The sequence below is a fragment of the Nostoc sp. DSM 114160 genome, from assembly GCF_053470305.1.
This window is the reverse complement of record NZ_JBPFGO010000001.1, coordinates 2878364-2891791: the sequence shown is the minus strand read 5'-3', so window position 1 is coordinate 2891791 and position 13428 is coordinate 2878364. Positions and strand designations below refer to the sequence as shown.

The following is a 13428-nucleotide window of genomic DNA, read 5'->3' as shown; positions in this document are numbered from 1 at the left end:
CCCAATGCCCAATCAAGACGAACTTAGAGCATGTTTTTTCAGTTCGTCTAGAGAAACCACTTCTAAAGCTCTAGCATGGGTTGCTGAAAGTATTACGGGTGGAGCAACGCCAGCTTCTAGAGCTTCTTGCCAGCGAGAAGCACACAAACACCAGCGATCGCCAGGTTTCAATCCAGGAAAATTAAAGTCAGGAACAGGTGTGCTGAGATCGTTCCCTTGTGATTTGGTAAACTCTAGGAATTCTGATGTCACTTGGGCACATACAACGTGCGATCCGAAATCTTGACCACCTGTACGACAAAAGCCGTCGCGGTAAAACCCAGTCACGGGAGAAGTACAGCAAACCTCTAGGTTTCCATCGATTACATTTTTAGCGTCTGTCATCGTTAATTCGTTGTACTTGATTTTTCCACTTAATATAAGCTTATATTTATTGTCAATTTCCTGGTTCAAGAAAAATCGCGATCGCTAATTAATTCCCAAAAGCCAGGGAATGCTAAAATTATTTACTCAAAATCGTTAAAAATAAATTTTTCAGCAGAATATCTAAGAGCAATCGCTCTCATTTTAAATAGAAATAAAAACCCCTGGCTAATTAACCAGGGGTAATGCAAGTCAGTACTTTTCGCATGGAATGTATCCTACTCAAATACCATAGCAACCTTCTATTTTACAGATATGCCATTTTGCCAAACAAAAAAAGCCCTCAGTGGTAAGCTGAGGGTTAATTTTTTAGAATAGCGGTAATATACAAACTTATTATTCCCAAAGAAGTAAGCAAATAATACTTGTAGTCATTTTTCATTGGGAAACTCCAAATAAAAAAATACTCAACTACTTTTTGTGGGGTGAGCGTCTCGCCATTGGTGTCAACTTAAGCTGAAACTTCTTTAGAACCTCGTTTCCAGCCAGAGGCTAGGAAATGCACTTCAATTGGGCTGCTGCCGCCAGCAAGAGAGGCAAAGCCTCCTTGACAGCACTCCCAGTCGGAGCAGAAAAACGAGACAATATCTCAAAGCTTGCTCTAGGCTGGCTCTCACGTTAAGTTGACACCAATGGCGACACGAGCGCTCTAAGCCTTGGGCGGACAAGATGTCCACCCTACAAGATTGGATAATTTATTTGTTAGAAGTCTCTTAGTGTAATAGAGGAGCCAGTCTTTACAAATCAAAGTGCTTCTGACCATCAGAATTTTTTGTTCCCTTTTCTACGAAAGGCTATGCGAACAGAGGGTTACTTCCGTTGAGCAATCGTAAACATAGAGCCATATAACCAGATATGTAATGTCATATAGCGGTTATTGATTGAATGAGAACACCAAAGTTCTTACTGTCAAATCATTTCAGCAAAGTTTTTGTATCTCACTCAACTGCGCACTGCTATATATAAAGATGACTTTGGCGTATTCTTGCCTCATTGTTTGGTTTTAAATAAGCAAACCTGATAACTCATATCAGATTTACTGTAGTAATAAAACTTGATTAAATTTTGTAAAGCAGTGTAAAGTAATTTCACAGGCAAAGACAAAGTTGCCTGATTCATAAACAACCGCAATCATAAAACCATGACAGCAACCTTACAACAGCGCTCAAGCGCCAATGTATGGGATCGATTCTGCGAATGGATCACCAGCACCAACAATCGGATCTACATCGGTTGGTTCGGCGTATTGATGATACCGACCTTGCTAGCCGCCACCGCGTGCTTCATCATCGCCTTCATCGCCGCACCTCCAGTAGACATCGATGGAATCCGCGAACCAGTAGCAGGTTCCTTGATTTACGGAAACAACATCATCTCTGGTGCAGTAGTACCTTCCTCCAACGCCATCGGTTTGCACTTCTACCCAATTTGGGAAGCAGCATCCCTTGATGAGTGGTTGTACAACGGCGGTCCCTACCAGTTGGTAATCTTCCACTTCCTGATTGGCGTATTCTGCTACATGGGTCGTGAATGGGAACTATCCTACCGCTTAGGAATGCGTCCTTGGATTGCGATCGCCTACTCAGCACCAGTAGCAGCAGCAAGTGCAGTATTCTTGGTATACCCGATCGGACAAGGTTCATTCAGTGATGGTATGCCCTTGGGTATAAGTGGAACCTTCAACTTCATGATCGTCTTCCAAGCAGAACACAACATCTTGATGCACCCCTTCCACCAGTTAGGTGTAGCAGGTGTATTCGGCGGCAGCTTGTTCTCTGCGATGCACGGTTCTCTTGTAACTTCCTCCTTGGTTCGTGAAACAACCGAAACCGAATCTCAAAACTACGGTTACAAGTTCGGTCAAGAAGAAGAAACTTACAACATCGTTGCGGCTCACGGCTACTTCGGTCGGTTAATCTTCCAATACGCTTCCTTCAACAACAGCCGTTCACTGCACTTCTTCTTAGCAGCATGGCCTGTAATCGGCATCTGGTTCACCGCCTTGGGTGTAAGCACAATGGCGTTCAACTTGAACGGTTTCAACTTCAACCAGTCAATCATTGATTCTGAAGGTCGTGTTATTTCAACTTGGGCTGATGTAATCAACCGCGCTAACCTGGGTATGGAAGTTATGCACGAGCGTAACGCTCACAACTTCCCTCTGGATTTGGCTGCTGGTGATTCCGCTCCTGTTGCTCTGACTGCTCCTGCGATCAACGGTTAATTCTGAAGTTTAGCTAAATCAAAAAGCGCTCTCCTTTTACGGAGGGCGCTTTTTGTTTTAATGTATATGAATTACAAATTGCTTTAACCCACTTTTCCTAACAATTTATAAATATATGGGAATAGACATCACTTATCAATAATAAATTGACGCATCCTTAATTAGTTCTTTTATAGATTGTAATAAATTACTCAGGATTTTTAGTATTAAATATTCCGCAAGTCCAAGTTCCTGTTTCAGGTGTTTTTCGTAGAATTCAAGCAACTTTATCATTAAATCATGCTTATTGAGAATGAATGCTATTTGTTGTTTTATCATAAATTGCCACATTCTTTAGTATGTAGGCATTTCAGGCTATTTTATCTTCCTCCTAACTGGGCAAGTGATATTTTCTTATGTGCAAGTGATATTTTCTTAGTGTAAACTATCAGACATATTTTACACTGCAAGATTTGCATAAATATTGAACCGACATATACCTCTGTAGGAAGTCTTTTTGAGTACAGACCAATTTTTTATCCCTAAATATTAAAGAGCTTATACATCAAATTCTGAATCACTAAAAGATTGGATCGGAAAAAAACAAATTTTGCAAAAAAAATTAATAATCATTTTAGATTCAAAATAAATAATTAAATTTTAGTACATAATAAAAACTTTTATCACAAAACCACTAATGCTATTTTCTGAAAATGAAAGCCAAAGGAGTTTTAATTTCCTTTTCTCTAAAAATCCCAATCCTATGTGGGTATATAACCAGAATAATCTGCAATTCTTAGATGTAAATGAAGCTGCTGTTGTTCACTACGGCTACTCACGAGAAGAGTTCTTGCAAATGCGAATAACTGACGTTCGCCCTTCAGAAGATGTGCCTCTTTTACTTGAATATTTACGACAAAAGCATTCTAGCTTGGACTTTACTGGACGATGGCGACATCAGCGAAAAGACGGACAGATTATTGATGTTGAAATTTTCACACAGACAATAGACTATGGCAATTATAAGGCTCGCTTAGTTCATATACGAGACATCACAGAACACAAACAAATAGAAAAAACTCTTCAACAAAGTGAAGCTAGATTTCGAGTTATTTCTGAAGCTATTCCTGTTCCATTCATTATTTCGCGTGTGTCTGATGGGTTGGTTTTATACGCTAATACAGAATTGCTTCAAACATTTCAGTTTTCTCCAGAGTATTTAGTTAATCGCAAAACAATTGTAGATTTATATCATAATTTAACAGATTTAGAGGAGTTGTTAGCAAATCTTAATCAACAAGGGTTTATTCATAATTATGAACTGCAATTACAAAAAGCAGATGGAACTCGTTTTTGGGCGATCGCTTCTTTACAATATTTAGTTTTTAATAATGAATTAGCCATTTTAACAGTATTTAATGATATTAATGACCGCAAAAATGCCGAAACCAAACTTCAAGAACAAAATGAGTTTTTGCGGATAATTTTTGAAAGCATACCATTAATGATTGCCCTGATCGATACCAATGGTGAACTCCAGTGGGTGAACCAAGAATGGGAAAATATTCTCGGTTGGAAATTTCAAGATTTCCAAACTCGTGATGTCTTGGAAGTGCTATATCCTAATCCTGAATATCGACAGGATGTAATTAATTTTATTCAGTCTGCACAACGCATTTGGGGTGACTTTAAAACTCAGGTGCGCGATGGTCGTTTACTGGATACCTCTTGGACTAATGTTTACCTTTCAAATGGTCAAATTATTGGTATTGGGCAAGATATCACAGAACGTAAGCAAACTGAACTAGCTCTAAAAGCTCAAGCCGAGCGGGAGCAATTGATGCGAACTGTTGCTCAACGGATTCGTCAATCTTTAAATCTTCAAGATATTCTAAATGCAACAGTTCAAGAAGTGCGAGATTTACTTGGGGTCGATCGAGTAATAGTCTATCAGTTTGACTCAGAAATGATCGGCACAATTATGGCAGAATCAGTGGAACCTGGATGGACGGTTTCTTTGGGTGTAGAAATTCATGATACGTGTTTTCAAACAGGCTCAGGAGTAGAATATTATCAGGGACGCAAACGAGCGATCGCTAATATTTACGAAGCGGGACTAACTGATTGCCATATTCGCCTGTTAGAACAGTTTGAGGTGAAGGCAAATTTAGTTGTGCCGATTTTACTAGAAGTAAGCTCTCAAAACCCTGGCTCTCACATTTGGGGTTTACTGATTGCTCACCAATGCTCTAGTTTTCGGGAGTGGGAAGAAAATCAATTAGATTTGCTCGATCAACTGACAGTTCAATTAGCGATCGCAATTCAACAATCCAGCATCTTAGCGCAAGCTCAAACGGAACTTGTTCAAAGACAAAAAGCGCAAATAAAGTTAAAAACAGCCTTAGCTGAAAAAGAAGTTCTTTTAAAAGAAGTTCATCATCGCGTTAAAAACAATTTGCAAATTGTCTCCAGTTTATTACAACTTCAGTCTCAAACACTCAAAGATCCAGAAATAATCAAAGTTCTTCGAGAAAGTCAAAATCGAATTGAGTCAATATCTCTAATTCACAAAAATTTATATACTTCCGCTAATATCGGACAAATTGATGTTGCTGACTATATCAATAATTTAGCAGCTAGCTTACTAATTTCCTATCAAATATCCCCTGGTAAAATTTCTCTAGAAACTGATATAGATTCAGTAAGCTTGAATGTCGATCAAGCTATTGCCTGTGGATTGGTGATTAACGAATTAATCTCCAATGCCCTCAAACACGCTTTTCCCAATCAACAAGTAGGCACAATCAGTATTGCTTTACACAATATTGACAACAGTATCGAGATGATTATCCGAGATAATGGGATTGGTTTACCAGATAATTTAGATTGGAGAAATACTGATTCTTTGGGGGTCTGTCGTTAGTACATGACTTGGTTACAGAACAACTCGAAGGCGATATTACTCTAGAGAGCGATCGTGGAACAGTATTCAAAATAAAATTTACGCAGTTAACTTTGCATCAGTAAATATCAAATGGGTCAAGCTAAGATTTTAGTCGTTGAAGATGAAGTGATTGTGGCTAGAACTATTGCTAGTCAACTCAGTCAACTAGGATACATTGTTACGGGTACAGCTTCATCTGGAAAAGTTGCCATTGCCAAGGCATCGGAAACTCAACCAGAACTAGTATTAATGGATATTATTCTTAAAGGTGAGATGGACGGTATTGCTACCGCTATTCAGATTCGCGAACAGTTAGATGTACCTGTAATTTATTTAACCGCTTATGGGGACGATCATACTTTAGAAAGAGCCAAAATTACCCAACCTTTCGGATACATCGTTAAACCATTTACTACAAAAGATTTAAAAATCGCGATCGAGATTGGTTTGTTAAAACATCGGTTAGAACGCGAACTGCGGGAGAATCGAGATCAGTTAGCAACCCTTTTAAACTCAATGAGTGATGCTGTAATCGCTACTAATGAACAGGGAAAGATGACATTCATGAATCCCGCAGCTGAAGCACTGACCGGGTGGCAACAAAAAGATGCTTTAGGAAATGAAGCAGCAAAAATTTTTCATATTGTCGATGAAGTGACAGAAACAACATTAGAAAACCCTGTGACAAAAGTGCTGCGCGAGCAACAGGCTGTTTATTTAGGGGAATTCACATCTCTGATTACAAAAAATGGCAAAAGAGTTCCCATTGGCGATAGTGCTTCTCCACTGAAGCGAGGAACTGGCCAGATAAATGGTGTAGTAGTTGTTTTTTGGGATCTTAGCGAACGACATCAAACAAAATTGCTAGAGCAAGCATTAGAGAAGGAGCAAGAACTTAACCGTCTCAAATCCCTATTTATCTCTACTGTATCTCATGAGTTCCGTAATCCCCTAACTGTTGTTCAAACCGCAGTAGAACTCATGGAAATGCAAGGAGCAAATTTGACAGATACAAAAAGAGGCATCTATTTAAAGCGAATTCAAGGTGCTGTCCAATCTATGGAAAAACTCATGGAAGAAGTGCTGTTTATGGGTCGAGCAGAAGCAGAAAAACTCATATTCAACCCTGCTCCCCTTAACCTAGAGCAATTTTGTCAAGAGTTAATCGAAGATTTTTTGATTGTTAAAAGCAGCGCTTGTGAAATTGTTTTTACGTGTCATAGTGAGAATACGTCCGCTGTCATGGATGAAGGACTCTTACATTACCTATTTGCAAATCTTCTCTCAAATGCGGTTAAATATTCTCCCCAAGGTGGCAAGATTAAGTTTGATTTAATATGCGACCCAGTTGAGAAAGTAGCAACTTTTTACATTCAAGATCGAGGTATGGGTATTCCCGAACCAGACCAGGCTCGACTGTTTGAATCATTCTACCGAGCTTCAAATGTTAAATCAATTCAGGGTACTGGATTGGGGTTAGTAATTGTTAAAAGATGCGTTGATGCTCATCAGGGTCAAATCAGTGTCACAAGTGAAGTTGGAATTGGTACTAAATTTACAGTAATTTTGCCATTAAATTCTGAATCATGAGTTATAAATTATTCTTCAACTCACATCCTGATTTTTGTTGCCAACTTGGGTTCGGTAGTGGCGCCATTTTTCTTGCTGACGCGCTCTTTTCTGCTCCGTGAGGCTATCAAAACAATAGGGACAAGAGATACCTTGCTCATATTTGGGAGACAGTTTATCTTCTTCTGAAATCGGGCGCCCACAACAGAGGCACAACTCATAACTTCCTTTCTCCAATTTATGACTAACGGCTACCCGCTCATCAAAAACAAAACATTCTCCTTCCCATAAACTTTCTTGTGCTGGAACTTCTTGCAAATACTTAAGAATGCCGCCCTTGAGATGATAGACTTCTGCAAAGCCTTGTGCAAGCATGAAGGATGAAGCTTTTTCACAGCGAATACCGCCTGTACAAAAAAGAGCAACCTTTTTGTGTTTAATTGGGTCAAGATGGTGGCGCACATAATCGGGAAATTCGCGGAATGATTCAGTTTGGGGATTTTCTGCCCCTTGGAAAGTACCGATATTCACCTCATAATCATTGCGGGTGTCAATCACGGTTACTTCTGGATTGGAAATTAAATCATTCCATTCTTCAGGATTGACATAGATACCAACTTGTTCGTTTGGGTCAATTTCTGGCAACCCCAAAGTGACAATTTCTTGCTTTAACCGCACCTTCATCCGCTCAAAAGGTGGGGTTTCGGTATAGGACTCTTTGGATTCTAAGTCTGCTAGACGGGGGTCAGAACGCAGAAACCAGAGAACTGAGTCAATCGCCTGACGCGAACCAGCAATTGTACCGTTAATCCCTTCAAGTGCCAGCAAAATAGTCCCCTTGACACCTTGCGTTTGGCAGTAAGACAGTAGAGGCTCTCGTTTCTCGGTAAAATCTGGCAGCTTAACAAATTTATACAATGTTGCGACAACTTGGATATTTTCTGGCTTCATCCCTTTGGTAATAGAACGATATAAGTTACAATAACAACGGTAATCAAAGTTATCTACTATTTTAGTATGGGGGTTTAGCTCAGTTGGTAGAGCGCCTGCTTTGCAAGCAGGATGTCAGCGGTTCGAGTCCGCTAACCTCCATTGAAAATTTTTGATTGAAATGCGTGATGCCCGTTGTTTTTGCTAGTCTACGCACATTCAAATCAATTAAAACCCCATTCATTTTCAAAAAATGGGATTATTTTTCCTTGTTAGGCAGGGGGTACGGGGAGAGGAAATTATAGTATTGCATTCATTGCACCGATTCAAAGCCGGACTTAGTTAGAAGAATCTCTGGATCGGGAGGTGAACTCTAACTTGACAGCACTCAGGTAATTTTGACGTTCAAAAGTTGACTTATCTATACTTAGGGGGTTCTTTGAAAAAGCGTCCATTGGGGTTAGTGGCAATTGTTCTCTACAAAACATTTACCGCCTTGCTGCTTATGGTTACTTCGATCGCTTTATTATTGACATTAAAAAATTATCAAACTCTAGAGGCGCTTTCAGAAAATTATGTTTTAGAAGGGAAATCGATCGTTATTGATTGGCTTTTAAAGAAAGTTATTAACTTAAATCCTAGAACTCTAGCATTTAGCGGCATCGGAACCGGAATATATGCTATTGTTACCACAATTGAAGCCGTTGGTTTATGGTACGAAAAGCGTTGGGCACATGTCTTAGTATTGGGGCTTGTCGGTATCAGTATTCCACCAGAGATTTATGAATTGATTCGAGGAATATCTCCGATTAAAACATTAGTTTTTGTGTTAAATTTAGCTGTGTTTGGCTATTTACTCCGAAATTTTCCTAAACATCCCAACTAATTTTTGATTCGATACTTAGGGTCTATGGTTGAAAAGTTTAGGAGTGCTGAGTAACCAAAAGAGCCAAAGGTAGTGATTAAAAAGCTTGACCGTCAAAAGCTCAAGGTTTACGCAAAACCAAGACCCCCACGTTGTACAATCGCTAGAAATATAATCTGGAGAGCGACTTGCCTAGATCGATTCAGTCTACTCAACCACCACTGAAATTTATTCCCCAACGGCTGAATCCGCTGGTACTTCATATTTTTCGGTGGTTACTGCCGATCGCACTACGATTTCGCACTCGTCCTTGGCTACCAGCTGGGATTGTCAAAATTGAAGCCACAAATGTTGAAGTATTAGCTGAACTCTATCAACAATTTCAGGCTGGAAAAATTCGCTTTTTGTTGGCATTTCGCCATCCAGAGGTGGAAGATCCGCTCTGTATGCTGTATTTGCTTTCTCGGATTGTGCCACAAGTTGCTCGTCAAAAAGGTATTACATTAAAATCCCTGGTTCACAGCTATTTTCTTTATGATCGAGGTATGACAGTTTGGGCTGGAAAGTGGCTAGGTTGGCTGTTCTCTCTGCTGGGGGGTGTACCGGTTCGGCGTGGTAGGCGACTAGATCGGCAAGCTATCCAAAATGCACGGGAGTTGTTTGCTAATGGCGCGCTACCGATCGCAGTAGCGCCGGAAGGCGGCACTAATGGTCATAGTGGCATTGTTAGCCCCTTAGAACCTGGTGTTGCTCAAATGGCGTTCTGGTGTGTAGAAGACTTAGAAAAAGCTAACCGTTCTGAGACTGCGATCGTTGTACCGATCGCTATCCAATATAGTTACGTTGAGCCACCTTGGTCTAAACTCGATTGGTTATTGAGTAAGTTAGAAGCTGATAGTGGCTTGAAAGTTTTGGAAATTGATTCAGGTAATCGCGAAGAGATTTACTATCAACGCCTCTGTCGATTGGCTGAATATCTGATTACCGAAATGGAAGAGTTTTATCGTCGCTTCTATCATCAAGATATCCCCAAAACCATCTCAACTGATGAATTGAAGAGTGTTAATCAGGTATTAATTGCCCGACTCCATCGCCTACTAGATAAGGCGTTACAAGTTGCCGAGCAATATTTTGGAGTTCAAGCGCAGGGTAATTTTATTGACCGTTGTCGCCGCTTGGAAGAAGCTGGCTGGAGTTACATTTACCGAGACGATTTGCCAGATATTAATGCTTTAGCACCTTTCAAACGCGGTTTGGCAGACTGGGTTGCAGAAGAAGCCGACTTGCGAATGCGGCACATGCGGATAGTGGAAAGTTTTGTTGCAGTCACAGCTACTTATATTCAGGAACAACCTACAGCGGATCGGTTTGCAGAAACAGCTTTGCTTGTATTCGATATGCTTTCTCGAATTCAGGATACAACACTTCCGGGGCGACCTCGGTTAGGTTTGCGACAGACACAAATCACTGTGGGGGAGCCAATTTCAGTTACAGAACGCTTCAAAAATTGTCAAGGCGATCGCCAAGCGTCTAGACAAGCTGTGAGCGATTTGACAAAAGATTTGCAAATCGCTTTAGAAAAGATGATTAGATAATAGAAATTCTCAGATTTTTTCGCTTGAATTTTGTCCAAGATTGCACTTTCATCAAAGATTTTTTTCTGAATTTCGTCCCATCCTCCTAAATTTTGAGCTTTGAAGCTCCTTTTAATTTTAGGAAATTTGCCTTCCATTTCTTTTGTAACAGTCAAGTCAAAAGGAGAAAATCCTAATTTGGTAAACTCTCGTTGCGACTCTGGGGTGTAAAGATAATTCTGCTTTCGGGCGACACTAATTTGCGAATGTACATTTGACAAATAATTTGTCGTTCTACAGTATTAAGTGGGCGATACTGGATTTGAACCAGTGACCCCATCCGTGTGAAGGATGTGCCAAAAGCTACAGTGTGCTTTACTACGTTAACTAATCCATCTCCTATTTGTTCAAATGGCATAATTTGGCATATAGGTTATGAAAGCTATAACAGTTAGAAACAACTCAGGGGACGCTGCTTTATCAGGTGGGTATATCAAGATAAGCGATACTCATTAACCTGGGGGATGTGGGCTGACAAAGTAGAAAAAGCTAGATTAGAGTACTGCGCTCAAATAATCTACAAGGATTGTCTGGTGGGGGAACTTGATACTACACTTACTAAGTACAGGTATTGGCTAGAAGGTATTGTAAGCTCCTCTAATGGCCCTGCAAATGGTAATGGTAACTCTACACCTAAACAAACCTATCCTGCCCTTATTGAGCTACTGGAGCAACGACTAGTTGATTACTATAATGTTGCAGATGAAAATTTACTGCGACATCTTAGGAATTATAAAAAGGTAATCGATACTACTGCAAAAGCTAAAGATTTCATTACTTGGCTAAAGAACAAAGGTAATAAATCTTCTACCCAAAAAAGATATCTAACCATTCTTAAAATACTTAGGAAAGATTTATTTGGTGACATTGAAATTAAGGTGGCTGAAAAACCTAAACCTAAACCTTTCACTACTGATGAAGTTGACAGGATTTTAAATTCCTTACAAACTGACCAATACTACTCACATTATTATGGGTTCATTTTAACTCTGCTTAACACAGGGTTACGGATCAGTGAAGGAATAGGTCTGAGATGGCAGGATGTTGACCTACAGAAGCGTGAAATTCACATGTATGAATCTCTGGGTAGAACTAGAGGTAACACCAGCCATAGAGAGCGACGGACTACTAAAACTGCTAAATACCGAATTATTCCTGTGAATAATAAATTGTATGATTTATTACAGGATTTATATAAAGGGCAAAGTAAGGAGCAATTAATATTTACTAGCCCCACAGGTAAAGTTTTAGATGACCATTTAATCAGTCAACGCTGCTGAAAGAAAACTTTAGAAAGGTTGGGTATAGAGCATAGACCTTTATATACTTGTAGGTCTACTTTTATCAGCCATTGCATTAGTAGTGGTATCCCTCCTCATGATGTAGCCGCTATCGTTGGCAATAGTGCTGATGTAATTTTTAAGCATTATCTAGGCTCAGTTAGAAAGCCTACGCTACCTGAACTTTAAACCAAACAAAAGGAGTCATTATGGAAGTGAACCTTCCTGCTTTAATAAAATATTTTGAGATGCTGTGCTCACTAGAAGATGGACAACAAATTACGGTTGGTGAAGTGCTTATCAAGCGTGAAGGAAACAGAATTTGGGAAAGCGTATTTATTATTGAGGAAGAAGAGTATATTGATGAAGAGACTATAGAAGATGAAGAGGAAACTTAGGGGTTTACAATGTGATACTGAAACCTAGTTTTTCTTTAGTAACTCCCTATATGAAATCTAGGGTCTATTGGATTTACTTTTAATTGATGTAACAGCCTCTAGAAAGCTTTCTAGGGGCTGCTAATAAGTTACTTCAAGACTTAATTAAGTAAGTGCCTGAACGTTTAGGTTTAGTTATAAAACTAACCTTACCTTACCGTACCATAACAGACCCAACCTAATCTCAACTTAACGTACCATATATGTTGTTTTACTCTAGATTGAAGGAGTTTGCAAATAGTATATCTACTGAAGGGGTTTGAAGCACCCTAAAATCAAGCTTGTTTAATCTAATTTATTAAATCAACTAATCTGTAGTTTATTTAACTTGAATACTGGACATAATCAAGTCAACAGTAGATTTATAAATTTCAGGAATCTCAGTTGACCCAGTACCATCATCATTAGAATTCACTGGAATCTCAATTGAAACTACTTTACCATTCTTCACAAATAACACAATAGCACTCGCTGCTTCTGGACCTGCCATTACAAACATCTTGGCTGTGGTTCCAGGGTAAGCAGTCTCTACAGTCTGAGGATCTATTTGATATATACGTTTGACAAGTTCAGTAGCCTGTTCTGGAATCATAAGATTTACTACAATTCCATTTTCTACATATCCTGAGCCGTATTTAGAATTCAATTGGCATGTATAAACTTCATAGCTCCAGGGAGAATGAATCATTAACCCTTGCATAGTCCACAGTATTCTGTAGTTAGCAGGAATTTGAAGGATAAGTTCTTTGTTCTCAAACTTTCTAATTTCTTGACTAGACTCTCTAGTGGCTATAGAAGAACAAGGATCATTAGCTAGGGCTGCTTGGGGAACTGCTACACAAGCTAGAAGAGTAAGTAATATAAATTTATTAAGTCTCATTTTTATCACCAATGGGATGTCCATACTTAGATTACCCAAATACCAAGGTGCTGTATCAGTTGCCTGGGAATCCAACCAAAATGAGAGTAAAATAATTAGCCTCTTAATCCACCACATACGGCAATGAAGATGCTGCAGGGGAATAATATAGGTTAATTGTCTAGTTCTGCTGAATTTAAGTGGTTCTAAAATTAAAGAAGCAGAACTCTACAAGACCCTCTAGCAGCCTGTATTCCCTAGCTCACAAATATACCTGAAGTGTA

9 protein-coding genes, 2 tRNA genes and 1 pseudogene are annotated in these 13428 nt (G+C 39.4%); 8 read left to right on the top strand and 4 right to left on the bottom strand.

All coding sequences use genetic code 11. The features are described from left to right. Positions 1 to 12 precede the first annotated feature (12 nt). On the bottom strand, positions 13 to 384 hold the full coding sequence (locus NSTCB13_RS12900; protein WP_322666773.1) for a DUF2237 family protein: 372 nt from the start codon (positions 382 to 384) through the stop codon (positions 13 to 15). A gap of 1180 nt (positions 385 to 1564) precedes the next feature. Between NSTCB13_RS12900 and psbA the strand changes: the two genes are divergently transcribed. The 3 genes and pseudogenes from psbA to NSTCB13_RS12885 all read left to right on the top strand — a co-directional run bounded on the left by psbA (position 1565) and on the right by NSTCB13_RS12885 (position 7160). Then, the gene (gene psbA, locus NSTCB13_RS12895; RefSeq protein ID WP_448272612.1) at positions 1565 to 2647 is read left to right on the top strand and encodes a photosystem II q(b) protein; all 1083 of its coding nucleotides are present in this window, start codon (positions 1565 to 1567) and stop codon (positions 2645 to 2647) included. Between the two features lie 676 nt (positions 2648 to 3323). Then, positions 3324 to 5653: pseudogene (locus NSTCB13_RS12890) on the top strand (PAS domain S-box protein). Between the two features lie 7 nt (positions 5654 to 5660). Then, positions 5661 to 7160, top strand: coding sequence for an ATP-binding protein (locus NSTCB13_RS12885; RefSeq protein ID WP_445628204.1), 1500 nt, complete (start codon positions 5661 to 5663; stop codon positions 7158 to 7160). Between the two features lie 15 nt (positions 7161 to 7175). Here NSTCB13_RS12885 and trhO read toward each other — a convergent pair whose 3' ends face one another. Further along, complete coding sequence (gene trhO / locus NSTCB13_RS12880; protein WP_448272611.1) at positions 7176 to 8090, bottom strand: oxygen-dependent tRNA uridine(34) hydroxylase TrhO; 915 nt, start codon at positions 8088 to 8090, stop codon at positions 7176 to 7178. 68 nt (positions 8091 to 8158) lie between these two features. Here trhO and NSTCB13_RS12875 point away from each other — a divergent pair. From NSTCB13_RS12875 to NSTCB13_RS12865, 3 genes are all read left to right on the top strand, one after another. After that, a tRNA-Ala gene (locus NSTCB13_RS12875) sits at positions 8159 to 8231 on the top strand. Between the two features lie 277 nt (positions 8232 to 8508). After that, positions 8509 to 8955 carry a DUF2127 domain-containing protein gene (locus NSTCB13_RS12870; RefSeq protein ID WP_448272610.1) on the top strand — a complete coding sequence of 149 codons (447 nt, stop codon included), beginning with the start codon at positions 8509 to 8511 and terminating at the stop codon, positions 8953 to 8955. Positions 8956 to 9122: 167 nt separating this feature from the next. After that, positions 9123 to 10529: a lysophospholipid acyltransferase family protein gene (locus NSTCB13_RS12865; RefSeq protein WP_448272609.1), complete on the top strand. Its 1407-nt coding sequence runs from the start codon at positions 9123 to 9125 to the stop codon at positions 10527 to 10529. A gap of 286 nt (positions 10530 to 10815) precedes the next feature. On the opposite strand, the gene NSTCB13_RS12860 is transcribed toward NSTCB13_RS12865, so the two are convergent. Next, positions 10816 to 10901, bottom strand: a tRNA-Val gene (locus tag NSTCB13_RS12860). A 200-nt stretch (positions 10902 to 11101) separates the two neighbouring features. Here NSTCB13_RS12860 and NSTCB13_RS12855 point away from each other — a divergent pair. Both NSTCB13_RS12855 and NSTCB13_RS12850 read left to right on the top strand, forming a co-directional pair. Then, positions 11102 to 11848 carry a tyrosine-type recombinase/integrase gene (locus tag NSTCB13_RS12855; protein WP_448272608.1) on the top strand — a complete coding sequence of 249 codons (747 nt, stop codon included), beginning with the start codon at positions 11102 to 11104 and terminating at the stop codon, positions 11846 to 11848. A 209-nt stretch (positions 11849 to 12057) separates the two neighbouring features. Continuing rightward, positions 12058 to 12246, top strand: a complete 189-nt coding sequence (locus NSTCB13_RS12850; protein WP_448272607.1) for a hypothetical protein — start codon at positions 12058 to 12060, stop codon at positions 12244 to 12246. A gap of 358 nt (positions 12247 to 12604) precedes the next feature. Here NSTCB13_RS12850 and NSTCB13_RS12845 read toward each other — a convergent pair whose 3' ends face one another. Beyond that, positions 12605 to 13189: a hypothetical protein gene (locus NSTCB13_RS12845; RefSeq protein ID WP_448272606.1), complete on the bottom strand. Its 585-nt coding sequence runs from the start codon at positions 13187 to 13189 to the stop codon at positions 12605 to 12607. Positions 13190 to 13428: the final 239 nt, after the last annotated feature.

Bases quoted from the DNA above. Each gene is read 5' to 3' on its own strand.
- NSTCB13_RS12885 (WP_445628204.1), top strand. From the start codon at position 5,661: ATGGGTCAAGCTAAGATTTTAGTCGTTGAAGATGAAGTGATTGTGGCT.
- NSTCB13_RS12900 (WP_322666773.1), bottom strand. From the start codon at position 384: ATGACAGACGCTAAAAATGTAATCGATGGAAACCTAGAGGTTTGCTGT.
- psbA (WP_448272612.1), top strand. From the start codon at position 1,565: ATGACAGCAACCTTACAACAGCGCTCAAGCGCCAATGTATGGGATCGA.
- trhO (WP_448272611.1), bottom strand. From the start codon at position 8,090: ATGAAGCCAGAAAATATCCAAGTTGTCGCAACATTGTATAAATTTGTT.
- NSTCB13_RS12845 (WP_448272606.1), bottom strand. From the start codon at position 13,189: ATGGACATCCCATTGGTGATAAAAATGAGACTTAATAAATTTATATTA.
- NSTCB13_RS12850 (WP_448272607.1), top strand. From the start codon at position 12,058: ATGGAAGTGAACCTTCCTGCTTTAATAAAATATTTTGAGATGCTGTGC.